This window comes from Mycobacterium scrofulaceum (assembly GCF_001667885.1).
In the GTDB taxonomy this organism is placed as follows: domain Bacteria; phylum Actinomycetota; class Actinomycetes; order Mycobacteriales; family Mycobacteriaceae; genus Mycobacterium; species Mycobacterium scrofulaceum_C.
In genome coordinates, this window is sequence record NZ_LZJW01000033.1 from 61,015 (window position 1) to 87,362 (window position 26,348).

Here is a 26,348-nt window from a genome sequence, read left to right on the forward strand (position 1 = left end):
TGGAAACGTGTGACTTCACCGCCTGCTCGCTGATCACAACGCCCCTGCCGTCGACGTCAGCGCGGGTAGCGTGATCGTGCCCCAGCCGCAGCCGCGCGGCCCGCTGAAAGGCCTTTCGGACGTCCGGGCGTTCTTCCACACCAACAAAGTGCCGCTGTTCTTCATCTCGCCGACCCCGTTCAACCTGCTCGGCGTTGACCGCTGGATACGAAACTTCTTCTACCTCACCTACTTTGACTCTTTCGAGGGCACCCACTCGCGCGTGTTCGTGCCTCGGCGGCGCGACCGCCGTGATTTCGATTCCATGGACGAGGTGTGCAGCCACCTGCTGTCCGACCCCGAGACGCTCGAGTTCATCGCGGGCAAAGGCCCCGGCGGCAAGTGCTGCTTTGTGATGATGAACGAGGAAATTCAGGCCCTCGCGCGGTCGGCCGGCCTCGAGGTCATGCACCCGCCGATCGAGCTGCGCAATCGCCTGGGCTCCAAGATCGTCATGACGCGCCTGGCCAACGAAGCGGGCATACCGAGCGTGCCGCACGCGATCGGACGGGTCGGTTCCTACGACGAACTGCTGACACTCGCCCAAAGCGCCGGGTTGGGCGATGACCTCGTCATCTCGATCGCGTACGGCGCCGCCGGCAGCGGAACGTTTTTCGTGCACGGCCAGCGCGATTGGGACGAGCACGCGGGTGACCTGACCGCCCAGCAGGAAGTCAAAGTCATGAAGCGCATCCGCAACGTCGAGGTGTGCCTCGAGGGTGCCGTGACCCGGCACGGCACGGTGGTCGGCCCCGCGATGACCAGCCTCGTCGGGTATTCGGAGTTGACTCCGAGCCGCGGCAGCTGGTGTGGCAACGACATCTGGCACGAGGTGCTGCCGCCCGCGCAGACGCACGCGGCGCGGGAAATGGTGACGAAGCTGGGCGATGTCATGCGCCGCGAGGGTTACCTCGGCTATTTCGAGGTGGACCTGCTGCATGACCTGGACTCCGACGAGCTCTACCTCGGCGAGGTGAACCCACGCCTGAGCGGCGCCAGCCCGATGACGAACCTGACGACCGAGGCCTACGCCGATATGCCGCTGTTCCTGTTTCACCTGCTCGAGTACATGGACGTGGAGTACGAGCTCGACATCGATGAGATCAACTCGCGCTGGGAGCGGGGTTATGGCGAGGACGAGGTCTGGGGGCAGGTGATCATCACGGAGACGTCGCCCGATATCGAGATCTTCACCGCGACACCACGCACCGGGGTATGGCGCATCGACGACGAGGGTCGGGTCTCCTTTTCGCGGACCGCCAACGACTGGGCGACGCTGCTCGACGGCTCGGAGGCCTTCTACCTGCGGGTCGCCGCGCCCGGCGACTTACGTTCCGAGGGGGCCCAACTCGGCGTGCTGGTCACCCGCTCACACCTGCAGACCGACGACTACAAGCTCAGCGAGCGCTGCCAGCGTTGGGTCAAGGGCATGAAGGCGAAGTTCGTCTCGACGCCCCTGACTCCGGCCGCGCCGATCGTCTCTCGGCTCGTCGCGCGCGCGTGAGCCCCCCGGCCGGTATCTCGCTGGACAACTGGCTGTCGGCGCCCTACTCGCGTTGGTCGTTTCAGCACGTCGACGACTTCGTGCCGACGGCCGTGATCCCGCGCGGTACGGGGCCGCTCTCCGCGTTGCCCGCGGCCGAGGCTGCCGTCGCCGAGGTCGGGCTGGCCGGCACTGACGGGTCGGCCACCACGGTCGGCGCGGTGATGGCCGCGACGGCCACCGATGGGTGGGCCATCGCCCACCGCGGTTCGCTGGTGGTCGAGGAGTACCTGCACCAAATGACGGCCGACACCCGGCACCTGTTGTTCTCGGTGAGCAAGTCGCTGGTGGGCGCCGTCGTCGGCGCCCTGCACGAGGCCGGCGCGATCGAGCTTGGCGCGCCCGTAACGGCCTACGTTCCCGATTTGGCGGAGTGCGGCTACGCCGGTGCGACGGTGCGCCACCTGCTGGACATGAGGTCGGGTATCAAGTTCTCCGAAAACTACGACGATCCGGCCGCCGAGATACACCTGCTCGACCAGGCGATGGGGTGGGCGCCACGGCGGAGCCCGGAGGCACCCGCCACGCTGCGCGACTTCCTGCTGACCTTGCGGCGGAAGTCGGCGCACGGCGGGCCGTTCGAATACCGCTCGTGTGAATCGGACGTGCTCGGTTGGATCTGCGAGGTCGCCGGCGGTCAACGCATGCCGGACCTGATGTCGGAGCTCCTGTGGAGCCGCATCGGCGCCGAGCACGACGCCACCATCGCCGTCGACCCCGCCGGCATGGGCTTTTTCGACGGCGGCGTCAACGCCTGCCTCACCGACCTGATCCGGTTCGGCTCCCTGTTCCTGCGCGACGGTGTGTCGTTGACCGGCCAGCAAGTGGTGCCGCCGGCGTGGCTCGCCGACACCTTCGACGGCGGCCCCGACTCGAGGGAGGCGTTCGCCGCCAGCCCCGACCACGACACCGATCTGCCCGGCGGGATGTACCGCAACCAGATGTGGTTCCCCTATCCGGGCGCCAATGTCGTGTTGTGCCTGGGCATGTGCGGCCAGATGGTCTACGTCAACCGCGCCGCGGAGATCGTCGCCGCCAAGGTGTCCACCCAGCCGCACTCCCACGAGCCGCACATGCTGGACACGCTGCGCGCGTTCGACGCGGTGGCACACGAACTGGCTGGAGTCGCCGGTTAGAACCGGTCAGGTGTGGACGATCCAGCCCGCTTCCGTGTAGGGAGCGGGGTCCGAGGGATCGTTGACAGTGATGAACAGGTCTCCTGCCGCCGGCATGGTGAAGCCGACGAATCCGTGGGCGGTCTGCCCGTCATGAAGGCCGCCCGCCTGCAGCGGGGGCATCTTGTCGAGCCTCTGGAAGTCGACCGCAAGCGTTCCCGGCACGGGCGCATTGTCGGGATGCGTCATCGGCTGATTGCCGCCGCCGTAGCCGGCGAACATGTAGTTGCGGTCGAACTTGAAGAACCGGTGGGACGTCGCGGTGATGGTCAGTTCCACCACGTTGCATCCGGGGCCAGACGGAGTCGCGAAATGCGACGCACACCCCGGCGGTAACCACGTCGCACTGTTGACCGTGATGTCGGCCGTCGCGCCGTCGGCCGCCTGAACATGCACGGGCGTGCCCATCTGACCGATAGGAAACGGTGGATTGTCGGACGTGGGGTCAGCCGAGGCGATCGCACACGAGCACGCGGCAATCGCCACGGCGACCGCGGGTGCGGCAATCACAGATTTCGCGCGCACCCTCGGAGATTACCCGCAGCGCCGCCGCACCGAAACCGCCTCTGACCAGTTGGTGGGCCGCCGATAGTTCGACTCGGGAGTGCGGACGCTTCTGCCTAGAATTTTCTGGGTAAGGATCACTTTGGCCACCGGAAAACCTCGGTCGTCGGTATCCGCTTGGGAGTTAGGGGCGTGGTAGATGTCCGCTCAAGGGAACGCGGGAAGCGCACACCTGAAGCCGCCGGTCGAGAAGGTTCGGTCGCACTACGACAAATCGAACGAGTTCTTCAAGCTCTGGCTTGACCCGTCGATGACCTACAGCTGCGGCTACTTCGACGAGAATCCGGACCCCCAGAATCTGACCAAGACGCTGGAAGAGGCGCAGTACGCCAAGCGCAAGCTGTCCCTGGACAAGCTCAACCTCGAGCCCGGCATGACGCTGCTCGACATCGGCTGCGGTTGGGGTTCGACCATGCGGCACGCGGTGTCCGAGTACGACGTCAACGTCATCGGCCTGACGCTCAGCGAGAACCAGTACGCGCACGACGTGGAGAAGTTCAAGGAAATCGATAGTCCGCGCCGCATGGAGGTGCGCATCCAGGGCTGGGAGGAATTCCCCGACGAACCGATCGACCGGATCGTGTCGCTGGGCGCCTTCGAGCACTTCGCCGACGGCGCCGGCGATGCCGGATACGAGCGGTACGCCGTCTTCTTCAAGAAGTTCTACGACCTGCTGCCCGACGACGGGCGGATGCTGCTGCACACGATCGTGGTGCCCACCACCGAAGAGGTCGACGCGCTCGGCTTGAAGACGACGATGACCCTGCTGAGGTTCATCAGCTTCATCCTCAAGGAGATTTTCCCGGGCGGGAGGTTGCCCCAGGTGCACCAGATCGACCGGTATGCGACGGACGCGGGATTCAAGATTGAGCGCCACCACTTCATCGGCAAGAACTACGTCCCGACGCTGAATACCTGGGCGGACGCTCTCGAGGCGCACAAAGACGAGGCGATCGCCTTGAAGGGGCAGGAGACCTACGACATCTACATGCACTACCTGCGGGGCTGCTCGGACCTCTTCCGCGATGGTTACACCAACGTCTGCCAGTTCACGATGGTCAAGTAGCCGACAACTGATACCTCACCAGGCATCACGCCCAGCCGAAACGTTGAGTATCGACTGACGTCTGACGTCTCACGGGTGCCCCCGGCACGACTCGAACGTGCGACCTAGGGATTAGAAGGCCCTTGCTCTATCCACCTGAGCTACGGAGGCAATGTGCAGGTCAGTCTATTCCAACGGCGTGTCGCGACACGACTCGCCGCCGCGGCACGCGCGAAAAGCGTTCGCGCACCGCAACTATCGGTTATGGTTGGGACCCTCGACACACGTTGAACACCGGCCGGTCATCGGCCGTTCACCGCAACGGGGCGTGTGCATAGCGTCGAGGGGTGGCGTTGTTATGAGCGTGACCATGCACTTGACTTCGCGGTGCTCGTGGGCCGGCACCCAGGCGTCACGCCTGGCGGCCGATGCGCTGGATGCCTACCGGGCCGGCACGCTGTTGCTGCGCGGCTCGCCGTTCGCGCTAGGCTGCCTCGCCGGCTGGATCTCCACGGAGTTTCCCCCGCACGTCCTGACCGGCCACGCGTTGTCGCGCGTCTCGCACCCGTCTATCGGCCGTGTCGGGGCCACCTGGGCGGCGCAGCGGGCCGACCGGGCCCTCAAAGCCGCACTCGAAGAGTCCTTCGGGCCGGACTTCCGCGACCAGGTCTGCCACCCGGGAGCCACCACACCCGTCTGCGCGCCGCGCGGCGGTGTGCTGGGCCGGCCGGGTCCGCATCGTCGCTACGCGGCGCAGACCTCCAACATCTCCTACGGCCCGGGCGGCCGCGACAACCTGCTCGACGTCTGGCGGCGCCACGACCTCGCGCCGGGACGGCGTGCGCCGGTGCTGATCCAGGTCCCCGGCGGGGCGTGGACCGTCGGCGACAAACGGGTGCAGGCCTACACGCTGATGAGCCGCATGGCCGAGCTCGGCTGGATCTGCGTCTCGATCAACTACTGCAAGAGCCCGCGCTCCACGTTTCCCGCGCACCTCGTCGACGTGAAGAGGGCGATCGCGTGGGTCCGCCAAAACATCGCCGACTACGGCGGCGACCCGGACTTCATCGCGATCACCGGCGGGTCGGCGGGTGGGCACCTGGCCTCCCTGGCGGCGCTGACCCCGAACGACCCGGCGTTCCAGCCCGGATTCGAAAACGCCGACACGACGGTTCAGGCCGTCGCGCCCTATTACGGCGTGTACGACTTCACCGACTTCGACAACATGCACCCGTTGATGCTGCCGTTCCTGGAGCAGTTCGTGCTCAAGGCCCGCTACGGCGCCCAGCCTGAACGGTTCGAGGCGGCGTCGCCGGTGTCGTACGTGCACAGCGAAGCGCCGCCGTTCTTCGTCCTGCACGGCGAGAAGGACGAATTGGTTCCCAGCGGGCAGGCCCGGGCCTTCTGCGCGGCGCTGCGCGCCGCGGGGGCCGCCACGGTGGCCCACGCCGAGCTCGCCAACGCGCACCACGCGTTCGACATCCTTTCGACGGTTCGATCGCGGCTCGCCGCCGACGCCGTCGCCGATTTCCTGGGCGTCATCTACGGCCGGCGCGTCAGCTCGCTGCTGGACACGGTGCCGCTAGCCGCCACATCGGCCAGCTGAGTCGCCACCGCCGCACGGCCCGACCGCTCCTTTCACCAGCGCGGCAACCCGACTAGCGTTGTGATGGCAATGGGGTGGGTGGGTCCTAGGCAGGAGGCTTGATCGACGGTGACAAGGTTGGCGCATCGGGCGGATGGCGATGACTGAGTCCGAGGTCGTGAAGTTGTCCGACCAGCTGGGACCGGTCGACTATCTGATGCATCGGGGCGAAGCGAATCCCCGGACCCGCTCGGGGATCATGGCCCTGGAGCTGCTCGACACCACACCGGACTGGGACAAGTTCCTGTCGCGGTTCGAAAACGCCTCCCGGCGGGTGTTGCGGTTGCGGCAGAAGGTGGTTGTGCCGACCCTGCCGACGGCGTCACCGCGCTGGGTGGTGGACCCCGATTTCAACCTCGAATTCCACGTGCGCCGCATGCGGGTGGCCGAACCGGGCACGCTGCGCGACGTGTTCAACCTCGCCGAGGTGATCCTGCAGTCGCCGATGGACATCTCCCGGCCGTTGTGGACGGCCACTCTGGTCGAGGGTTTGGCCGACGGAAAGGCCGCGACCCTGCTGCACGTCAGCCACGCCGTGACCGACGGCGTGGGCGGGGTGCAGATGTTCGCCGAAATCTATGACCTCGAACGCGATCCGCCGCCCAAACCGACGCCGCCGCTACCCATCCCGCAGGACCTTACGGCCAACGACCTGATGCGGCAAGGCATCAACCACCTGCCCACCGCCGTGGTCGGCGGCGTCCTGAGCGCCGTGTCCGGGGCGGTGTCGGCGGCCGGGCGCGCGGTCCTGGAACCGGGCGCCACCGTGTCGGGGATCGTCGGCTACGCCATGTCGGGGATGCGGGTGCTCAACCGGGCGGCCGAGCCGTCGCCACTGCTGCGCCGGCGCAGCCTGGCCACCCGCACCGAAGCGATCGACATCCCGCTGTCGGACCTGCACCGGGCCGCCAAAGCCGGTGGGGGATCGATCAACGACGCCTACCTCGCTGGGCTGTGTGGCGCCCTGCGGCGCTACCACGAGGCGCTCGGCGTGCCGATCAGCACGCTGCCGATGGCGGTCCCGGTGAACCTGCGGGCCGAAGCCGACACGGCCGGCGGCAACCGATTCACCGGAGTCAACCTGGCGGCGCCCGTCGGGACCGTCGATCCGGTGTCGCGGATGAAGAAGATCCGCGCGCAGATGACGCAGCGCCGCGACGAGCCGGCGATGAACATCATCGGTTCGGTCGCACCGCTGCTCAGCGTCCTGCCCACCGCGGTCCTCGAAGGCATCACCGGCTCGGTGATCGGCTCCGACGTGCAGGCCAGCAATGTCCCGGTGTACCCCGGAGACACCTACATCGCCGGCGCAAAAGTGTTGCGGCAGTACGGCATCGGCCCACTGCCCGGCGTCGCCATGATGGTGGTGCTGATCTCGCGGGGCGGCTGGTGCACCATCACCGTGCGCTACGACAGGGCGTCGGTGCGCAACGAACCGCTGTTCGCCCAATGCCTGCTGGAGGGCTTCGACGAAATCCTGGCGCTGGCCGGCGATTCGGCACCCCGCGCGGTGCCCGCGTCGTTCACCGAACCGGCGACCTCGGCACGGACGGCGGCGGGCTCATGAGCGCCGCGAAAGACCAGGCGGCCAACGGCGGCACGAGCGGGGACATGCGGCTGCCGGGCTCGGTCGCCGAAATCATGGCCAGCCCACCGGGTCCCAAGATCGGGGCGTTCTTCGACCTGGACGGGACGCTGGTGGCCGGGTTCACCGCGGTGATCCTCACCCAGGAACGGCTGCTGCGCCGCGACATGGGGGTGGGTGAACTGCTCGGCATGGTCCAGGCCGGACTGAGCCACACGCTCGGGCGCATCGAGTTCGAGGACCTCATCGGCAAGGCCGCCGCCGCGTTGGCCGGCCGCCTGCTCGACGACCTGGAGGAGATCGGCGAGCGGCTGTTCGTGCAGCGGATCGAGTCGCGGATCTACCCGGAGATGCGCGAGCTGGTGCGCGCCCACGTGGCGCGCGGGCACACCGTGGTGCTCAGCTCGTCGGCGCTGACCATCCAGGTCAATCCGGTGGCGCGGTTCCTCGGCATCTCGAACATGCTCACCAACAAGTTCGAGACCACCGAAGACGGCATCCTCACCGGCGGCGTGCAGAAGCCGATCCTGTGGGGGCCGGGCAAAGCCGCTGCGGTGCAACGGTTTGCGGCCGAGAACGGCATCGACCTCAAGGACAGCTACTTCTACGCCGACGGGGACGAGGACGTCGCGCTGATGTATTTGGTCGGCAACCCGCGCCCGACCAACCCCGAGGGCAAGATGGCTGCGGTGGCCAAGCGCCGCGGCTGGCCGATTCTGCGATTCAACAGCCGCGGTCCGGTCGGCCTTCGGCGCCAGCTGCGCACCCTGGCCGGATTCGGTTCGATGTTTCCGGTCGCCGCCGGCGCCGTGGGCATCGGTGTGCTGACCCGCAATCGGCGCCGCGGTGTCAACTTCTTCACCTCTACCTTCTCGCAGCTGTCGCTGGCGATCGCCGGCGTGCAGCTCAACGTCATCGGCCAGGAAAACCTGACCGCGCAGCGGCCGGCGGTGTTCATCTTCAATCACCGCAACCAAGTCGACCCGGTCATCGCCGGAGCGCTGGTGCGGGACAACTGGATCGGCGTGGGCAAAAAGGAGCTGCAGAAAGACCCGATCATGGGCACGCTCGGCAAGCTGCTCGACGGGGTGTTCATCGACCGGGATGATCCCGCCGCGGCCGTGGAGACGATGCACGAGGTCGAAGACCGCGCCAGGAGAGGGCTTTCGATCGTGATCGCCCCGGAGGGCACCCGGGTCGACACCACCGAAGTCGGGCCGTTCAAGAAGGGGCCGTTCCGCCTCGCCATGGCGGCCGGGATCCCGATCGTCCCGATCGTGATCCGCAACGCCGAGCTCGTCGCCGCCAGGAACTCCACCGTCATCAATCCCGGTACCGTCGACGTCGCGGTGTTCCCTCCCATTTCGGTGCAGGACTGGACCGTCGAGAATCTGCCCGAGCGCATCGCAGAGGTCCGGCAGCTGTATCTGGACACGCTGGCCAACTGGCCGGTCGACGAGCTGCCCGAGGTCGACCTGTACGCGGAGAAGAAGGCCGCGTCGAAGGCCAAGCCCCCGGCGAAAAAGGCTGCGGCTAAGGCTGTTTCGAAAACGCCGGCGAAGAAGTCGCCGGCGAAGAAGGCCGCCGCGAAGCCGAAGCCGGCCAAGGCGAATCCTTACGAATCGCAGGCCGTCCTCAAAGACGGCGAGGCGCAACGCCCTGCGCAGTCCACCGCCGGCGCCGAGCCGCCGGAATCCCCGCCCGAAGGGCGGCCGTGACCGAACCGGCCGCAGATACCACCGCGGTACTCACCGGCCAAGACTCGCTGGTATTGGCGTCCATGGCGTCCCCGGTGGAGCGGGACCTGGTGACGGCCTGGATGGCGCAACAGCGTGCCGACCGCCCGGAGGCGAGATTCGACGTCCTGGAATTGCCGCCGCCCAACGCGCCGGCCGACGCGCTGGCCGCGTTGATCGAGCAGCTCGAGGCGGCCAACGACGCCGATGACGATCGTGCCGTCGTGCCGGTGCGGGTGTTCTGGCTGCCGCCGCCCAATCGCGGCAGGATCGCGAAGCTCGCCGGCCTGCTGCCGGGCCGGGATCCCTACCATCCCAACGAACGTCAGCAGCTGCAGATCATCCGCAACGCCCCCCAGCGGGCGCGGGTGGTGGCCGGGGAGCCGGCCAAGGTCTCCGAACTGCGCCAGCAGTGGCGCGAGATCACCGTCGGCGAGAACTCGTGCGACTTCGCCCGGTTCGTCATCCGCCGCGCGCTGCTGGCGCTGGAACGCGTCGAATACCGAATCCTGGGGCCGCAGTACAAATCGCCGCGGCTGGTGAAGCCGGAGATCTTGGAGTCCAGCCGATTTCGTGCCGGACTGAAGAAGATCCCCGGCGCCACCGTCGACGAAGCGGGCGAGATGCTCGACGAACTGGCCACCGGTTGGAGCCGGGTGTCCGTCGACCTGGTTTCCGTCCTCGGCAGGGCGATCAGCCGCGGATTCGATCCCGAGATCGACTACGACGGCTACCAGGTCGCCGCGATGCGCGCCGCGCTGGAGACCCACCCCGCGGTGCTGTTGTTCTCGCACCGCTCCTACATCGACGGCGCGGTGGTGCCCGTCGCGATGCAGGAGAACCGGCTCCCGCCCGTGCACGTGTTCGCCGGCATCAACTTGTCGTTCGGCGCGATGGGGCCGCTGTTGCGCCGGTCCGGCGTCATCTTCATCCGCCGCAACATCGGCGACAACCCGCTCTACAAGTACGTGCTGCGCGAATACGTCGGCTACATCGTCGAAAAGCGATTCAACCTGAGTTGGTCCATCGAGGGCACGCGCTCGCGCACCGGCAAGATGCTGCCCCCGAAACTCGGGCTGCTCGCCTACGTCGCCGACGCCTACCTGGACGGTCGCAGCGAAGACATTCTCCTACAACCGGTTTCGATCAGCTTCGATCAGTTGCACGAGACCGCCGAGTACGCGGCCTACGCCCGCGGCGGTGAGAAAAGGGCCGAAGGTGTGGGCTGGCTCTACAACTTCATCCGCGCGCAGGGCGAACGCAACTACGGCAAGATCTACGTCCGCTTCCCCGAAGCCGTTTCGATGCGCCAGTACCTGGGCCCGACGCACGGCCCGCTGGCCCATGACCCGGACGCCAAACGGCTTGCGCTGCAAAAGATGTCGTTCGAGGTCGCGTGGCGGATCTTGCAGGCGACGCCGGTGACGGCCACCGGCCTGGTGTGCGCGCTGCTGCTGACGACCCGCGGCGCGGCCTTGACGCTCGGTCAGCTGCACCACACCCTGCAGGATTCGCTCGACTACCTGGAGCGCAAGCAAAACCCGATGTCGACCAGCGCGTTGCGGCTGCGCTCGCGCGACGGGGTGCGGGCGGCGGTCGACGCCTTGTCCAACGGGCACCCGATCACCCGCGTCGACGGTGGCCGGGAGCCGGTGTGGCGCATCGCCCCCGACGAGCAGCACGCGGCCGCGTTCTACCGCAACTCGCTGATCCACGCGTTCCTGGAGACATCGATCGTCGAGCTCGCGCTGGCTCACGCCCGGCACGTCGAGGGCGACCGCATGCAGGCCTTCTGGGATCAGGCGATGCGGCTGCGCGACCTGTTGAAGTTCGACTTCTATTTCGCGGACTCGGCCGCGTTTCGGGAGAACATCGCCGAGGAGATGGCCTGGCACGACGATTGGGAAGCCCACGTCACCGCGGGCGGCGACGAGATCGACGCGCTCTTGTTCGCCAAGCGGCCGCTCATGGCCGACGCCATGCTGCGGGTGTTCTTCGAGGCCTACGAGATCGTCGCCGACGTGCTGCGCGACGCGCCGGCCGACGTCGGCCAGAAGGAATTGACGGAATCGGCGCTCGGCGTGGGTCGCCAATACGTGGCGCAGACCCGGGTCCGCAGCAGCGAATCGGTGTCGACGTTGCTGTTCGCCACCGCGTATCAGGTCATCGCCGACCAGGATCTGGTGGCGGCCGCCCCGGACCTCGCCGAACGCCGGAACGCCTTCCGGGAGGAACTGCGGGGCATCCTGCGGGACTCCGATTACATCGGGCGGATCGCGCGTGACCAGTTCGTCGCCCGCGAGGTCAAGGCGCGTGAGGAGCGCCTGGCGCGGTAGTCCCAAGGCCGCGCCATACCCTGGCTGTATGACGGTCGACCGGTCTGTGACCACACCCCGCGCGTTGGTGTGGCCGCTGTTGATCGGCGTCGCGTTGCTGGCGGGCTGCACGGCGGCCGGTATCGGGGCGCTGTCGCTGGCCGACGCGCTGACCGCCACCGGGTTGCCGGACCCGGGCCCGACGACGACGTTGGGGCTGCCGTTCGTCCGGGCGGCGGGGGAGATCGCCGCAGTCGTGGCCGTCGGATCGTTTCTGTTCGCGGCCTTCCTGGTGCCACCGCAACGCAACGGCGTCCTGGACGCCGACGGGTACCGGGCGCTTCGGGTCGGCACGGTGGCTTCCGGGGTCTGGGCGGTGTGCGCGGCGCTGCTGGTGCCGCTGACCATCTCCGACGTCTCGGGTCGACCGTTGGTCGCGCTGCTCAACCCGGTGCGCATCTGGTCGGTGGCCGGGCTGGTCACCACCGCCTCCGCGTGGCGCTGGACCGCGGCGCTGGCCGCCCTGGTGATGCTGGCGAGCCTGTCGGTGTTGCGCTGGTCGTGGACACCGCTGCTGTTCGCCGGCTCGTTGCTGACCCTGCTGCCGCTCGGCCTGACCGGCCACTCGTCGGCCGGGGGATCACACGACCTGGCGACCAACAGCCTGCTGATCCACCTCGTGGCCGCCGGCGTGTGGGCCGGTGGCCTGCTGGCGTTGGCCGCGTACGGGCTGCGCGGCGGGGGGCACCTGGCCCTGGCGGCCCGGCGGTTCTCCGCGATCGCGCTGTGGTGCTGGGTCGCGATGGCGTTCAGCGGTGTGATGAACGCCGTGGTGCGCGTGCCGCTCGCGGACCTGCTGACCACCGAATACGGGCGCCTGGTGATCGCCAAGGTCCTCGCGCTGTGCGTGCTCGGGGTGATTGGCTGGCGCCAGCGGCGCATCGCCGTCGCGCGGCTGCAAGCGGAACCGACCGATCCCGGCGCGCGCCGCGCCCTGCTTCGGCTGGCGCTCGCCGAGGCCGCGGTCTTCGGCCTCACGTTCGGCGTCGCCGTCGGGCTGGGACGCACCCCGCCACCGCCGCCGCCGAGCCGGCTGCCCTCGATTCCGGAAGCCGAGATCGGCTACGACTTCAACGGCCCACCCACACCGGCGCGCATCCTGTTCGACTGGCGGTTCGACCTGATCTTCGGCAGCGCCGCGATCATTTTCGCCGCGCTCTACGTGGCCGCGGTGCTGCGTCTGCGCCGCCGCGGCGACGCCTGGCCGCCGGGCCGGACCGCGTCCTGGCTGCTGGGCTGCCTGGCGTTGCTGTTCGTCACCTCGTCGGGTGTTGGTCGGTACATGCCGGCGATGTTCAGCGTCCACATGGTCGCCCACATGGGCCTCTCCATGCTGGTGCCGATCCTGCTGGTGCTCGGCGCCCCGGTGAGCCTGGCCCTGCGCGCGTTGCCCGCCGCCGGCCGCTCACCCGGCCAGCAAGACCCGCCCGGCATGCGGGAGTGGCTGCTGGCCGCGCTGCACAGCCACGTGTCACGGTTCCTCACCAACCCGGTGGTCGCCACCGTCCTCTTCGTCGCCGGCTTCTACGGGCTGTACCTGTCGAGCCTGTTCGACACCGCGGTGAGCAGTCACGCCGGTCATCTCGCGATGAACGTCCACTTCTTGCTCAGCGGTTACCTCTTCTACTGGATCGTCATCGGCGTCGATCCCACCCCGCGCCCCATCCCGCCGCTGGCCAAGGTGGGCGTGGTGTTCGCGTCGCTGCCGCTGCACGCGTTCTTCGGAGTCGTGCTGATGGGCACCCGCAGGGTGCTCGGCGCCGACTATTACCGCTCGCTCGGTTTGAGCTGGCACACCGACCTGCTCGGGGACCAGCGGCTGGGCGGCGGCATCGCGTGGGCCGCCGGCGAACTGCCCCTGGTGATCGTGATGCTGGCGCTGCTGGTGCAGTGGGCGCGCAGCGACGACCGCACCGCCCGGCGGCTGGACCGCGCCGCCGACCGCGACGACTTCGCCGAGCTGGTCGCCTACAACGCGATGCTGGCCGAGCTGGCCCGGCGTGATACGCCGAAGCCCTCCCACGCGGACTGATCCACAGTCGCGATTCCTTCCACAAGGGCCGGGCCGCCGCCCGGCTCTTGGCCGCTTTGCCTGCCGGCCCGTCGGTGGCGCCGAGCTCAATGGTGGCCAGGACGGGCGGTGATGCGTTCACCGCCCAAAGCAATCGAGAAGGGATCAGCCCATGTTCGAAACACCGCTCACGGTCGTCGGCCACATCGTCACCAACCCCGACCGGCGACAGGTCGGCACGCAGGAGGTGATCAAGTTCCGCGTCGCCAGCAATTCCCGCCGGCGCACGGCCGACGGCGGCTGGGAGCCGGGCAACTCGCTGTTCATCAACGTCAATTGCTGGGGCAAGTTGGTCACCGGGGTGGGCGCCGCGCTGGGCAAGGGCGCCCCGGTGATCGTGGTGGGCCACGTGTACACCAGCGAGTACGAAGACCGCGACGGCAACCGCCGCTCGTCACTGGAGATGCGGGCCACCTCCGTCGGGCCCGATGTGTCCCGCGCGATCGTGCGCATCGAGCGGCCGGGTTACACCGGCCCGACCGCCGGGGATGCCGCCAAGTCACACGCGGATGCGGCCGGCAGCGCTGGTGAGGACGCCGATCGGGAGGGCAGCGACGTGTCCGCCGAGACGGGACCGCTGCCGATGTCGGCTTAGCTGCGGAATCCGGACCCTCGGGCGATGCCTAGGATGGTCGCGAGAACTCTCTCGAAAACCAGAAAGGCATGACCGCGGCATGGCTGAGTTCATCTACACGATGAAAAAGGTCCGCAAGGCGCACGGCGACAAGGTGATCCTGGACGACGTCACGTTGAGCTTCTATCCGGGAGCCAAGATTGGTGTCGTCGGCCCCAACGGCGCCGGCAAGTCGAGCGTCTTGCGGATCATGGCCGGGCTGGACAAGCCGAACAACGGCGAGGCCTTCCTGGCCACCGACGCCACCGTCGGCATCCTGCAGCAGGAGCCACCGCTCAACGAAGAGAAGACGGTGCGCGGCAACGTCGAGGAGGGGCTCGGCGAGATCAAGGTCAAGCTAGACCGGTTCAACGAGGTCGCCGAACTGATGGCCACCGACTACTCCGACGAGTTGATGGAGGAAATGGGCCGGCTGCAGGAGGAGCTCGACCACGCCGACGCCTGGGACCTCGACTCGCAGCTCGAGCAGGCCATGGACGCCCTGCGCTGCCCGCCGCCCGACGAGCCGGTGACCAATCTGTCCGGTGGTGAGCGGCGCCGCGTGGCGCTGTGCAAGCTGCTGCTGTCCAAGCCCGACCTGTTGCTGCTCGACGAGCCGACCAACCACCTGGACGCCGAAAGCGTGCAGTGGCTCGAACAGCACCTGGCCGCCTATGCGGGCGCGGTGTTGGCGGTGACCCACGACCGGTACTTCCTGGACAACGTGGCCCAGTGGATCCTCGAGCTCGACCGCGGTCGCGCGTATCCCTACGAGGGCAACTACTCGACGTATCTGGAGAAGAAGGCCGAGCGCCTTTCGGTGCAGGGCCGCAAGGACGCCAAGCTGCAGAAGCGGTTGACCGAGGAGCTGGCCTGGGTGCGGTCGGGGGCCAAGGCGCGCCAAGCCAAGAGCAAGGCGAGGCTGCAGCGGTACGAGGAGATGGCGGCCGAGGCGGAAAAGACGCGCAAGCTCGACTTCGAGGAGATCCAGATCCCGGTCGGGCCGCGGCTGGGCAACGTGGTCGTCGAGGTCGAGCACCTGGACAAGGGCTTCGGCGGCCGCACGCTGATCAAGGACCTGTCCTTCACGCTGCCCCGCAACGGCATCGTGGGCGTCATCGGTCCCAACGGCGTCGGCAAGACGACGCTGTTCAAGACCATCGTGGGCCTCGAACAGCCGGACAGCGGGACGGTCAAGGTCGGAGAAACCGTCAAGCTCAGCTACGTCGACCAGTCCCGCGCCGGCATCGATCCCAAGAAGACCGTGTGGGAAGTCGTTTCCGACGGCCTGGACTACATCGAGGTCGGCCAGAACGAGATCCCGTCGCGCGCCTACGTCTCCGCGTTCGGGTTCAAGGGCCCCGACCAGCAGAAGCCGGCCGGCGTGCTTTCCGGCGGCGAGCGCAACCGCCTGAACCTGGCGCTCACGCTCAAAGAGGGCGGCAACCTGATCCTGCTCGACGAGCCCACCAACGACCTCGACGTCGAAACGCTCAGTTCGCTGGAGAACGCCCTGGAGAAATTCCCGGGCTGCGCTGTGGTGATCTCCCACGATCGCTGGTTCCTGGACCGCACATGCACGCACATCCTGGCCTGGGAAGGCGACGAGGACAACGAGGCCAAGTGGTTCTGGTTCGAGGGCAACTTCGGGGCGTACGAAGAGAACAAGGTCGCCCGGCTCGGAGCCGACGCGGCGCGGCCGCACAGAGTGACCCACCGCAAGCTCACGCGCGACTAGTGTCAGCTGCGCAGCCCCGCAGCGAAGCGGCCCCGACGGCCGCTGGGGGCCGCCCCCCGCCGCGGGGCAGAGTGGGCGGTTGAGCACAGTGGCGTCGGTCACGAGTTGGGAGCCATCGGCATGACGATCGATCCCGGAGCCAAGCAGGCCCTCAAGCCGTGGACCGACTTCGCCCAGCAGGAGGACATTCCGGGCTGGATCGCGAAGGCCTACGTCGAGAGCTATCGCGGCCCGCACGGCGACGAACCCGGGGTGGCGGATTCCGGTCCGATCGACCTGGCCGACCCGACCTCCATCGTCACTCCCGCCATGCTGGGCGCCCACTACCGGCTGGGTCAGCACCGCCCCGCCGGCCAGAGCCGGGTCGCCGTCTACCCCCCTGACCACCCGGCTGGATTCGGGCCCGCGCTGCAGGTCGTCACCGACCACGGCGGCATGCTGATGGACTCGGTCACCGTGCTGCTGCACCGGCTCGGCGTGCCCTACGCCGCCATCATGACGCCGGTGTTCGAGGTGCACCGCAACTCCAACGGCGACCTGGTCAGCGTCGAACCCAAACCTCCGGGCGCCCCGCAGTACGTCGGCGAAGCGTGGATACACGTGCAGCTGCTGCCCTCCGTCGACACCAAGGGCCTCGTGGAAGTCGAGCGGTTGCTGCCCAAGGTCCTCTCGGACGTGCAGCAGGTCGCCAGCGACGCCGGCACGTTGATCGCCACCCTGAGCGGCCTGGCCGCCGACGTCGAAACCAACGCGCAAGGCCACTTCTCGGCCCCCGACCGTGACGATGTGGCGGCCCTGCTGCGCTGGCTGGGCAACGGTAACTTCCTGCTGCTGGGCTACCAACGCTGCCTCGTGCACGAAGGGCTCGTCTCCGGTGACGGATCACCCGGCCTGGGCGTCCTGCGCACCCGCACCGGTTCCCGTCCCCGGTTGACCGACGACGACACGCTGCTGGTACTCGCGCAATCCGTGGTGGGCAGCTACCTGCGGTACGGCGCCTACCCCTACGCCATCGCGGTGCGGGAAACGGTCGACGACGGAGTCGTCGAACACCGCTTCGTGGGGCTCTTCACCGTGGCCGCCATGAACGCCGACGTGCTGGAGATCCCGACGGTCTCGACCCGGGTGCGCGACGCGCTGGCAATGGCCGACAGCGACCCGATCCACCCCGGCCAACTGTTGCTCGACGTCATCCAAACCGTCCCGCGCTCAGAGCTTTTCACGCTGAGCGCCGAGCGGCTGCTGGCGATGGCCAAAGCGGTGGTGGATCTGGGCTCCCAACGGCGGGCGTTGCTGTTCCTGCGCGCCGATCGGCTCCAATACTTCGTGTCCTGCCTGGTTTATCTGCCCCGCGACCGCTACACCACCCAGGTCCGGCTGCAGATCGAGGACATCCTGGTTCGCGAGTTCGGTGGCACGCGCCTCGAGTTCACCGCCCGAGTCAGCGAATCACCCTGGGCGCTCATGCATTTCATGGTTCGCCTACCCGAAGAGGCCGCCCCCGTCGACGTTTCCGAGGACAACCGGCTCCGCATCCAGGGGTTGCTGAGCGAGGCCGCCCGGACCTGGACCGACCGGTTGATCGGCGCGGCGGCGGACCGCGGGGTCGAGCAGACCGACGTCGAGCATTACGCGACGGCATTCTCCGAGGTCTACAAGCAGGCCGTCAGCCCGGCCGACGCCATCGATCACATCGCGATCATCGAAGGGCTGCAAGACAATTCGGTCAAGCTGGTGTTCTCCGAACGCGGCGAGGACGGTGCCCCCCAGCTGACCTGGTTTTTGGGCGGGCGTACCGCCTCACTGAGCCAGCTGCTGCCCATGCTGCAGAGCATGGGCGTGGTGGTGCTCGAGGAGCGACCGTTCACCGTGATCCGCCCCGACGGGTTGCCGGTGTGGATCTACCAGTTCAAGATCTCGACCCACCCCACCATCGCTCCGGCGACCACCACGGAGGAGCGCAACGCGACCGCGCAGCGATTCGCCGACGCGGTCACCGCGATCTGGGAAGGCCGGGTCGAGATCGACCGCTTCAACGAGCTGGTCATGCGCGCGCGGCTGACCTGGCAGCAGGTCGTGCTGCTGCGCGCCTACGCGAAATACCTGCGGCAGGCGGGCTTTCCCTACAGCCAGTCCTACATCGAATCCGTGCTCAACGAGCACCCCTCCACCGCGCGATCATTGGTCACCCTGTTCGAGGCGCTTTTCGATCCGCGCCCGTCGGGACCGTCGAGGAACCGCGACGCCCAAGCGGCGGCGGCCGCCGTCGCCGCCGACATCGACGCGCTGATGAGCCTGGACACCGACCGGATCCTGCGGGCGTTCGCGTCGCTGGTGCAGGCCACGCTGCGCACCAATTACTTTGTGACGCGGGATGGTTCGGCCCGCGCCCGCAACGTGCTGGCCCTCAAGCTCGACGCCCAACTGATCGACGAGCTGCCGCTGCCGCGCCCCAAATACGAGATCTTCGTCTACTCGCCCCGCGTCGAAGGCGTGCACCTGCGGTTCGGCCCGGTGGCGCGCGGCGGCCTGCGCTGGTCGGACCGCCGCGACGATTTCCGCACCGAGATCCTCGGGCTGGTCAAGGCGCAGGCGGTGAAGAACGCCGTCATCGTGCCGGTCGGCGCCAAGGGCGGCTTCGTCGTCAAGAGGCCGCCGCTGGCGACCGGCGACCAGGCGGCTGACCGCGAGGCCACCCGCAACGAGGGCATCGCCTGCTACAAGCTGTTCATTTCCGGGCTGCTCGACGTCACCGACAACGTCGACCACAAGACGAAGAAGGTCAGCCCGCCGCCCGAGGTGATTCGGCGCGACGGCGACGACGCCTACCTGGTGGTCGCCGCGGACAAGGGCACCGCCACCTTCTCCGACATCGCCAACGACGTGGCGAAGTCCTACGGGTTCTGGCTGGGTGACGCGTTCGCCTCCGGCGGATCGGTCGGCTACGACCACAAGGCCATGGGGATCACCGCCAAGGGCGCGTGGGAGGCCGTCAAACGGCACTTCCGGGAGATGGGCGTCGACACCCAGGCCGAGGACTTCACCGTGGTGGGCGTCGGCGACATGAGCGGCGACGTGTTCGGCAACGGCATGCTGCTGTCCAAGCACATCAGGCTGATCGCCGCCTTCGATCACCGGCACGTCTTCCTCGACCCCGACCCCGACCCCGCGGTCTCCTGGGAGGAACGCCGGCGGATGTTCGACCTGCCGCGGTCCAGCTGGGACGACTACGACAAGGGTCTGATCAGCGAGGGTGGCGGGGTGTACAGCCGCGAGCACAAGTCCATTCCCGTCAGCCCGCAGGTGCGCGACGCGTTGGGCATCGACGGCGAGGTCACCGAGATGACGCCGCCCAACCTGATCAAGGCGATCCTGCAGGCGCCGGTCGACCTGCTGTTCAACGGGGGCATCGGCACCTACATCAAGGCCGAGTCGGAATCCGATGCCGACGTCGGCGACCGCGCCAACGATCCCGTGCGTGTGAACGCAAGTCAGGTGCGCGCCAAGGTGATCGGGGAAGGCGGGAACCTGGGGGTGACCGCCCTGGGTCGCGTCGAGTTCGACCTGTCGGGCGGGCGCATCAACACCGACGCGATGGACAACTCCGCCGGCGTGGACTGCTCGGACCACGAGGTCAACATCAAGATCCTGATCGACTCGCTGGTCACCGCCGGCCGGGTCGATCCCGACGAGCGCAAAGAGCTGCTGGAGTCGATGACCGACGAGGTCGCGCGGCTGGTACTCACCGACAACGAGGACCAGAACGACCTGATCGGCACCAGCCGCGCCAACGCGGCCAGCCTGCTGCCGGTGCACGGCAGGCAGATTCAGTACCTGGTCGACGAGCGAGGCCTCAACCGGGAACTCGAAGCGCTGCCATCGGAGAAGGAGATCGATCGCCGGTGCGAGGCCGGCATCGGGCTCACCTCGCCCGAACTGTGCACGCTGATGGCACACGTCAAACTCGGACTCAAAGAGGAGATGCTGAACACCGAACTGACCGAGCAGGACGTGTTCGCATCCCGGTTGCCGCAATACTTTCCGACGCCGTTGCGGGAACGGTTCACCCCGGAGATCCGCACCCACCAGCTGCGCCGCGAGATCGTCACCACCATGTTGATCAACGACCTGGTCGACACCGCCGGCATCAGCTACGCCTTCCGCATCGTCGAGGACGTCGGCGTCGGACCGGTCGACGCGGTGCGCACCTACGTGGCCACCGACGCCATCTTCGGTGTGGGTGAGATCTGGCGGCGCATCCGCGCGGCGAATCTGCCGGTCGCGCTGTCGGACCGGCTCACCCTGGACACCCGACGCCTGATCGACCGCGCCGGCCGCTGGCTGCTCAACTACCGTCCGCAGCCGCTGGCCGTCGGCGCCGAGATCAACCGTTTCGCCGCGAAGGTCAAAGACCTCACCCCCCGGATGTCGGAGTGGCTGCGCGGTGACGACAAGGCGATCGTCGAGAAGGAGGCCGCCGAGTTCTCCTCGCAGGGAGCGCCCGAGGACCTGGCGTACATGATCGCCGCCGGCCTGTACCGCTTCAGCCTGCTCGACATCATCGACGTTGCCGACATCAACGACATCGACTCCGCCGAGGTCGCGGACACCTACTTCGCCCTGATGGACCGGCTGGGCACCGACGGACTGCTGACGGCGGTCTCCGAGCTGCCCCGCAACGACCGCTGGCATTCGTTGGCGCGGTTGGCTATTCGCGACGACATCTACGCCTCGCTGCGGTCGCTGTGCTTCGACGTGCTCGCGGTGGGGGAGCCCGACGAAAGCGGCGAGGAGAAGATCGCCGAGTGGGAACACCTGTCGGCGTCCAGGGTGGAGCGGGCGCGCCGCACCCTCATCGAAATCCAAGAAAGCGGGGAGAAGGATCTTGCGACACTCTCGGTGGCCGCGCGCCAGATCCGGCGCATGACCCGCACCAGCGGGAGAGGATCCTCCAGTTGAGCGTCGGCTTCGTAGCCCCCGTACCGGTGCGCTGGTCGGACATCGACATGTACCAGCACATCAACCACGCCACGATGGTCACGATCCTGGAGGAGGCCCGGGTCCAGTTCCTGCGCGAAGCGTTCGAGGTCGACATCTTGACGATCGGGCTGCTGATCGCCGAAGTGAAGGTGACCTACAAAGGTCAACTGCGGCTTGTTGATTCGCCGCTGCAGGTGACGATGTGGACCAAGCGGCTGCGGGCGGTGGACTTCACGCTGGGCTACGAAGTGCGCTCGGTCAATGCCGATCCCGAGTCCAAACCCGCCGTCATCGCCGAGTCGCAGCTAGCCGCCGTCCATATCGAGGAGGAGCGCTTGGTGCGGCTCTCCCCACACCATCGGGAGTATCTGCAGCGGTGGATTCGGTAATCGTTGACCGCGGGCTTTGGTTGGGGCCCGCCGACCGGGCCGCCCAGCGCAGGGATCTGGCCGCGTTCGTCGACTACGCGCTGCGTCTCGACGACGCCGCCGTCATTCGTCTGCGCACCCGATCGGCTGGCTTGCTGACGGCCTGGGTGGCAACGGGTTTCGACGTCCTGGCCAGCCGCGTGGTGGCTGGCGAAGTGCGGCCCGAGGATCTCTCGGTGGGCGCGGACGCACTGGCGCGCGGCCTGTCCGCGATGGACGACTCGGGCTACGTCGACCCCGGCTTCGCGATCGATTCCGCATGGCGGGGGGCGCTGCCGCCGGACTCCGGCTTCACGCACCTCGAGGACATCCCCGCCCGCGTGATGCTCGACCTGGCGCAGCGCGGAGCGCAACTCGCCAAGGAGCACGGCAGTTCGCACGGTCCGCCGGTGTCGCTGCTCGACCAGGAGGTCATTCAGGTGAGCTCGCCGGACGGCAGCGTCGGGCTGCCCATGCGGTGTGTGTTCGCCCTGACCGCAATGGGTTTCCTGCCGCAGTCGGCCGGGGCCGTCGGCGTAGACGAGATGATCCGAGTCCGGGTACTGCCGACCTGGTTGCGCCTTGACGCCCGGTTTGGCTCGGTGTACCGGCGCCGGGGCGACCCGCTGCTGTTGAGCTGACGCCTCGGACGACCGGCGCTCAAATCATCCTGAGTCAAATACGGCTCGCGCGACGACTCAGGTGCCGTAGACCATCCACAACGGCAGGACCGCGTCCAGGTGATCCATGAACTTCTTGAGGCCCACGCGGTATTGCCCGTAGCCGTAAGGATCTTCGGCGTACTCGGGGAACGCGATGCCCAGGCCGAACAGGCCGGGGGCGAGGATTCCGTTCATCCGGTTGTATGGCAGCGGTCCCCACTGGGGCGTCCGGGGCAGCTGCCGCCGCTCGAAACCAACGGTGTAGACGACGCGGTCACACTCGGCGAGCTTGTCGTCGAACTCCGGGCTGGAAACCCAGCACCTCTCCAGCCGTTCCGGGTATGTCCCGTCGATGTTCTCCCGGGCCCACACGGCGGCTCGGCCCTTGAGGCCGGTGTCGTCGAAAAGGATCCAATCATCCAGATAGACAGCGTATTTGAGGGGGCTGCGGTAAAAATTGATCACTTTGTCCACCGGCAGCCGCAGCAGGTGCGGGAGCGCGATCATCGACGAGTGCGACGAGCCGAAGACACCGACCGTCGCGCCATCGAGCGGCACCTCGGCCAGCTTATCGGCGTCGAGGGCGACCTCGACCGGAATCGCGTCGATGGGGTAGCCCAGGCTCTTGGGCACCGCGCCGACGGCGAGGATCACGTTGTCCGACGTGACTTCGGATTCCTGCGTCTCGATCCGCCACTGTCGCCGTTGCAGCGACAGGGTGGTGGCGGTCGTCTCGCAGGCGTGCACCCGCTCGCGCAGGTGCCCGGTGACCCACACCAACGGGTCGGCGACCAGGGCCAGGGCGCAGGTTTCCTCGGGGTCGACTTCGGCCAGCGCTGAAGGCGGGGCTTCCGAAAACCGAAAGGCCGCAGAGCCGTTCAAGAAACTCAGAAAGGTCCCGGCAATGGTGTTGCTGGACACCGACCGCCACTTGCGGCCCAGGTCTCCCACGGCGAAGGCAGGGTCGATCCAGGCGATCTTGTCAGGCGGTACGCCCTGATCGAGCAGCCGCCCCACGGCCGCGATTCCCGCGGGTCCCGCTCCGATCACTGTCCACGCGTAGGTCGCCATGTACTCAGGTATAGAGGAACGTCAAGCCAGACGCTTCGTCGGAAAGTTGGCGCCACCGGTCGAGCGGTCTGCTCACACGATGTCGGCGAACATCAACGCCGTGCCGGCGGCGGTGACCGTCTGAGTCACGATTTGCGCGTGGGTGAGTCGAACCGCGCGCGGCATCAGGCTCGTCCAGCGCCGGGCCATCCAGCGATACGCCCAGTAGATCGCCACCGCGGCGAACCCCACTGCCGCGGTCCAGTTCAGCGCGCCCGCCCAGTCAGGCGTCTGATGCGTCGCGTGCTGCATCCCGGGCGCGCCCGCATGCGCGGGCATGGCCATCTCCTCGCCGCCCGAGTGCGCGGACCGGCCCGGCAGGCCGCCGTTCATCGCCCCATACATCCATGCCATCGCCACCATCATCACGGCGTAGTAGTAATTCGTGAGCCGGCCATCCACCGCCAGGGGCGCGCGCCCGGCGATGCCGACAAACCAGGCGCCGCCGAGCAGGAAGCACGTCGTCGCCGCGATGGTCGGAAGGGTCATCCCCACGCCCCAGGCCATCAAGATCATCACGGCCGACATCGCGAGGTGTAGCACCTGGCTGACCATGTCGGTCCAGCATTTGCGCTGGGCCACAAGGAAATACGTATAGGCAACAAAGCTGACGGAGAACAACGCCGTCACCACCCATCGCAATGTGTTATCCACCGCCCCGCCTTTCGCGGGTGGGCTCCGTCTCGGCCATGGCACGACAGTACCCCCACCGGGTATACTGTTCGCAAGCGACACCCCGGAACGTTATGCGAAAGCGACTGTTCCGCCGCGCCTTTGGGTGCTCAGGCCAGCCAGGCTGCGGCGTCGGGTGCCAGTTTGCCGTCGACCAACGGGGCGCTGGCCACTATGAGTTCTCCCGGCGGCAGCGGGATGGGTCGGCTGCCGGCGTTCACCGCGCACACCGCCCCGCCGCTGCGGCGGAAGATCAGCGCATCGCGCGGCGCGTCCAGCCACTCGAGCTCCTCGCCGTCGAATTCGGCGCGCTCCTTGCGCAATCTGATGATGTGCTGGAAGAACGAGAAGGTCGATTCGGGGTCCGCGACCTGCTTTTCGACGGTCAGCGCCGCCCACTCCGGGGGCATCGGTAACCAGGTGTCCGGCGAGGAGGAGAACCCGAATGGCGGCGCCTCGCCCGACCACGGGATCGGCACCCGGCACTTGTCGCGGCCGCGCTCGGTGTGCCCGGAGCGTTCCCACGTCGGGTCCTGCAGCACCTCGTCGGGCAGCACCACATCCGGCAGCCCCAGCTCCTCGCCGTTGTACACGAACACTGCACCCGGCAGCGCCAGCATCACCATCGCCATGGCGCGCGCCCGGCGCAATCCGAGCTCCCCGCCGCCGTACCGGGTGACCTCACGCCCCACGTCATGGTTGGACAGCGTCCACGTCGGTGTGGCGTTCTCAATCGCGGTGGCCGCCAACGAGTTCTGGATGGCGTCGTGGATTTCGGTCGCATCGAAGTCGATCTTGGTCAGCCGGAAGTTGAAGCCGAGATGAAGCTCGTCGGGTCGCAGGTACTCGGCCCACCTTTCGTTGTCCATGACCCAGACCTCGCCGATGGTCACCGCCCCCGGGTAGTTATCGACGATCGATCGGATCCCGCGGTGAATCTCGTGCACGCTCGGGTGGTTGAAGCGGGGGTCGTCGTCGCTGTGGTGCAGGACCTTGATGTCGTCCCGCGCGTCGGGCAGGTCGGCCGGCTTGGCCATCCCGTGCGCGACGTCGATGCGGAAACCGTCGACGCCGCGCTCCAGCCAGAACCGCAGCGTCTTCTCGAAGTCGTCGAAAATGTCCGGGTGTTCCCAGTTCAGGTCCGGCTGCTCGGCGTCGAACAGGTGGAGGTACCACTGGCCCGGATTGCCGTCCGGTTCGACCACGCGCGTCCAGGCCGGGCCGCCGAACACCGACGTCCAATTGTTCGGTGGCAGTTCGCCCTGGGCGCCGCGCCCGTCGCGGAAGAAGTAGCGTTCCCGCGCGTCGGTGCCCGGACCGGCCGCCAGCGCGGCCTGAAACCACGGATGCGCCGAACTGCTGTGGTTGGGCACCACGTCCATCGTGATCTTGATGCCCCGCTCGTGGGCCGCGGCCACCAGCCGCTCGAACGCCGCCATCCCGCCGAACAGCGGGTCGATGTCGCGCGGATCCGCCACGTCGTAGCCGTGGTCGGCCATCGGCGACACGGTGACCGGGTTGAGCCAGATCGCGTCGACGCCGAGCCGTTCCAGGTGCTCCAGGCGAGCCGTGAGGCCGTCCAGGTCGCCGACACCGTCTCCGTCGCTGTCGGCGAACGACCGCGGATACACCTGATAGAACACCGCGTTTGACCACCACGGCCTGGAGTTCATTCCACCCCGCTCTGTTTCGTGGGCCGACATCACAACGCCGCGTTGACCAGCGAGTGCGCAGCCATCTCAAGGTAATCGAGCAACTGGCGCCGGTGCTCGTCGTCGAGGGTCTCCGAGTCGATCGAGGCGACGGCGATGTGCATGCAGCGCAGCCAGGCGTCGCGCTCGATGGGAGTGATCCGGAATGGGACGTGACGCATCCGCAACCGGGGATGGCCCCGCTGGTCGGAGTAGGTGCGCGGGCCGCCCCAGTACTGCTCGAGGAACATCCGCAACCGCTCCTCGGCGCCCGCCAAGTCGTCTTCGGGGTAGATCTGGCGCAGGATCTCGTCCTCGGCGACCTGGGCGTAAAACCGGGACACGATCGCGTGGAAGGTGTCGGCACCGCCGACGGCGTCATAGAAGGACTGAGGCTCGGAATCCATCGCCTCCATTTTGGTCCATCGCGGCGCGGCCGCGCCGCGCCGGGCCGCCGATGCGCCCGGTGTTCACCCGCGCGACATGCCGTTCACCTGCAATAGGGGTGCGATTGGCGGCGAATCATGGTGGACTATCCGCGGAGGATCTATGGCGCAGGGCAAAAGACGCCGCAGCCACCGCAGTTCCGGTGCCGCGGCAGGGTTAACCGGGCCCCCAACCGCGTCGTCCCTGGCGACGAGATCCTTGGTCGGGAACGGAAAATGAACCGACAGCTCGCCGGGCTCGGTGACCCCGA

18 protein-coding genes, 1 tRNA gene and 2 pseudogenes are annotated in these 26,348 nt (G+C 67.8%); 14 read left to right on the top strand and 7 right to left on the bottom strand.

Annotated features, from left to right (window positions below; all coding sequences use genetic code 11):
• Positions 1-70: 70 nt before the first annotated feature.
• Positions 71-1,543, top strand: a complete 1,473-nt coding sequence (locus A5681_RS04150) for a biotin carboxylase (protein ID WP_067269665.1) — start codon at positions 71-73, stop codon at positions 1,541-1,543.
• A complete protein-coding gene (locus A5681_RS04155; protein ID WP_067269666.1) occupies positions 1,540-2,718 on the top strand; it encodes a serine hydrolase domain-containing protein in 1,179 nt (392 codons plus the stop codon). Before A5681_RS04150 ends, A5681_RS04155 begins: the two co-directional genes overlap by 4 nt.
• A gap of 6 nt (positions 2,719-2,724) precedes the next feature.
• Here the strand turns inward: A5681_RS04155 and A5681_RS04160 are convergent, their stop codons facing one another.
• A complete protein-coding gene (locus A5681_RS04160) occupies positions 2,725-3,165 on the bottom strand; it encodes a hypothetical protein (protein ID WP_231996206.1) in 441 nt (146 codons plus the stop codon).
• 295 nt (positions 3,166-3,460) lie between these two features.
• Here A5681_RS04160 and A5681_RS04165 point away from each other — a divergent pair, with 295 nt between their 5' ends.
• Positions 3,461-4,387, top strand: a complete 927-nt coding sequence (locus tag A5681_RS04165; protein ID WP_067269680.1) for a cyclopropane mycolic acid synthase family methyltransferase — start codon at positions 3,461-3,463, stop codon at positions 4,385-4,387.
• 76 nt (positions 4,388-4,463) lie between these two features.
• On the opposite strand, the gene A5681_RS04170 is transcribed toward A5681_RS04165, so the two are convergent.
• Positions 4,464-4,537 (bottom strand) — tRNA-Arg (locus A5681_RS04170).
• 187 nt (positions 4,538-4,724) lie between these two features.
• Between A5681_RS04170 and A5681_RS04175 the strand changes: the two genes are divergently transcribed.
• From A5681_RS04175 to A5681_RS04220, 10 genes are all read left to right on the top strand, one after another.
• Positions 4,725-5,972 (top strand): alpha/beta hydrolase, encoded by a 1,248-nt coding sequence (locus A5681_RS04175; RefSeq protein ID WP_067269681.1) that lies wholly within the window; start codon positions 4,725-4,727, stop codon positions 5,970-5,972.
• 139 nt (positions 5,973-6,111) lie between these two features.
• The gene (locus A5681_RS04180) at positions 6,112-7,578 is read left to right on the top strand and encodes a WS/DGAT/MGAT family O-acyltransferase (protein ID WP_156737840.1); all 1,467 of its coding nucleotides are present in this window, start codon (positions 6,112-6,114) and stop codon (positions 7,576-7,578) included.
• Positions 7,575-9,314 (top strand): HAD-IB family hydrolase/lysophospholipid acyltransferase family protein, encoded by a 1,740-nt coding sequence (locus A5681_RS04185; RefSeq protein WP_067269683.1) that lies wholly within the window; start codon positions 7,575-7,577, stop codon positions 9,312-9,314. Before A5681_RS04180 ends, A5681_RS04185 begins: the two co-directional genes overlap by 4 nt.
• Positions 9,311-11,668, top strand: coding sequence for a glycerol-3-phosphate 1-O-acyltransferase (locus A5681_RS04190; protein WP_067269684.1), 2,358 nt, complete (start codon positions 9,311-9,313; stop codon positions 11,666-11,668). The genes A5681_RS04185 and A5681_RS04190 overlap by 4 nt, the downstream gene beginning before the upstream one ends.
• 28 nt (positions 11,669-11,696) lie before the next feature.
• Positions 11,697-13,739 (top strand): cytochrome c oxidase assembly protein, encoded by a 2,043-nt coding sequence (locus A5681_RS04195; RefSeq protein WP_067269685.1) that lies wholly within the window; start codon positions 11,697-11,699, stop codon positions 13,737-13,739.
• A 151-nt stretch (positions 13,740-13,890) separates the two neighbouring features.
• Entirely contained in the window at positions 13,891-14,373 is a 483-nt protein-coding gene (locus A5681_RS04200; protein WP_067269686.1) for a single-stranded DNA-binding protein, read from the top strand.
• A gap of 79 nt (positions 14,374-14,452) precedes the next feature.
• Positions 14,453-16,129, top strand: a complete 1,677-nt coding sequence (gene ettA / locus A5681_RS04205) for an energy-dependent translational throttle protein EttA (protein WP_067269688.1) — start codon at positions 14,453-14,455, stop codon at positions 16,127-16,129.
• Between the two features lie 120 nt (positions 16,130-16,249).
• Positions 16,250-21,088 (top strand): NAD-glutamate dehydrogenase, encoded by a 4,839-nt coding sequence (locus tag A5681_RS04210; RefSeq protein WP_067269689.1) that lies wholly within the window; start codon positions 16,250-16,252, stop codon positions 21,086-21,088.
• Entirely contained in the window at positions 21,085-21,498 is a 414-nt protein-coding gene (locus tag A5681_RS04215; RefSeq protein ID WP_067269691.1) for an acyl-CoA thioesterase, read from the top strand. The genes A5681_RS04210 and A5681_RS04215 overlap by 4 nt, the downstream gene beginning before the upstream one ends.
• Positions 21,498-22,157 (top strand): hypothetical protein, encoded by a 660-nt coding sequence (locus A5681_RS04220; protein ID WP_156737842.1) that lies wholly within the window; start codon positions 21,498-21,500, stop codon positions 22,155-22,157. The genes A5681_RS04215 and A5681_RS04220 overlap by 1 nt, the downstream gene beginning before the upstream one ends.
• Positions 22,158-22,214: 57 nt before the next feature.
• Here the strand turns inward: A5681_RS04220 and A5681_RS04225 are convergent, their stop codons facing one another.
• The 4 genes from A5681_RS04225 to A5681_RS04240 all read right to left on the bottom strand — a co-directional run bounded on the left by A5681_RS04225 (position 22,215) and on the right by A5681_RS04240 (position 26,058).
• Complete coding sequence (locus A5681_RS04225) at positions 22,215-23,228, bottom strand: FAD/NAD(P)-binding protein (RefSeq protein ID WP_082968191.1); 1,014 nt, start codon at positions 23,226-23,228, stop codon at positions 22,215-22,217.
• A 93-nt stretch (positions 23,229-23,321) separates the two neighbouring features.
• On the bottom strand, positions 23,322-23,942 hold the full coding sequence (locus tag A5681_RS04230) for a DUF5134 domain-containing protein (protein ID WP_067269697.1): 621 nt from the start codon (positions 23,940-23,942) through the stop codon (positions 23,322-23,324).
• Positions 23,943-24,070: 128 nt separating this feature from the next.
• Positions 24,071-25,663, bottom strand: a complete 1,593-nt coding sequence (locus tag A5681_RS04235) for a glycoside hydrolase family 13 protein (protein ID WP_231996207.1) — start codon at positions 25,661-25,663, stop codon at positions 24,071-24,073.
• Positions 25,663-26,058: a globin gene (locus A5681_RS04240; RefSeq protein ID WP_067269714.1), complete on the bottom strand. Its 396-nt coding sequence runs from the start codon at positions 26,056-26,058 to the stop codon at positions 25,663-25,665. The genes A5681_RS04235 and A5681_RS04240 overlap by 1 nt, the downstream gene beginning before the upstream one ends.
• A 142-nt stretch (positions 26,059-26,200) precedes the next feature.
• Between A5681_RS04240 and A5681_RS28035 the strand changes: the two are divergent.
• A pseudogene (locus tag A5681_RS28035) lies at positions 26,201-26,284 on the top strand (HNH endonuclease); the annotation flags it as partial.
• Here A5681_RS28035 and A5681_RS26990 read toward each other — a convergent pair.
• Positions 26,269-26,348, bottom strand: a pseudogene (locus A5681_RS26990) (DUF5130 domain-containing protein); the annotation flags it as partial. The pseudogenes A5681_RS28035 and A5681_RS26990 overlap by 16 nt on opposite strands.

Bases quoted from the DNA above. Each gene is read 5' to 3' on its own strand.
- A5681_RS04165 (WP_067269680.1), top strand. From the start codon at position 3,461: ATGTCCGCTCAAGGGAACGCGGGAAGCGCACACCTGAAGCCGCCGGTC.
- A5681_RS04240 (WP_067269714.1), bottom strand. From the start codon at position 26,058: ATGGATTCCGAGCCTCAGTCCTTCTATGACGCCGTCGGCGGTGCCGAC.
- A5681_RS04180 (WP_156737840.1), top strand. From the start codon at position 6,112: ATGACTGAGTCCGAGGTCGTGAAGTTGTCCGACCAGCTGGGACCGGTC.
- A5681_RS04195 (WP_067269685.1), top strand. From the start codon at position 11,697: ATGACGGTCGACCGGTCTGTGACCACACCCCGCGCGTTGGTGTGGCCG.
- A5681_RS04185 (WP_067269683.1), top strand. From the start codon at position 7,575: ATGAGCGCCGCGAAAGACCAGGCGGCCAACGGCGGCACGAGCGGGGAC.
- ettA (WP_067269688.1), top strand. From the start codon at position 14,453: ATGGCTGAGTTCATCTACACGATGAAAAAGGTCCGCAAGGCGCACGGC.
- A5681_RS04175 (WP_067269681.1), top strand. From the start codon at position 4,725: ATGAGCGTGACCATGCACTTGACTTCGCGGTGCTCGTGGGCCGGCACC.
- A5681_RS04235 (WP_231996207.1), bottom strand. From the start codon at position 25,663: ATGTCGGCCCACGAAACAGAGCGGGGTGGAATGAACTCCAGGCCGTGG.
- A5681_RS04200 (WP_067269686.1), top strand. From the start codon at position 13,891: ATGTTCGAAACACCGCTCACGGTCGTCGGCCACATCGTCACCAACCCC.
- A5681_RS04160 (WP_231996206.1), bottom strand. From the start codon at position 3,165: ATGGGCACGCCCGTGCATGTTCAGGCGGCCGACGGCGCGACGGCCGAC.
- A5681_RS04210 (WP_067269689.1), top strand. From the start codon at position 16,250: ATGACGATCGATCCCGGAGCCAAGCAGGCCCTCAAGCCGTGGACCGAC.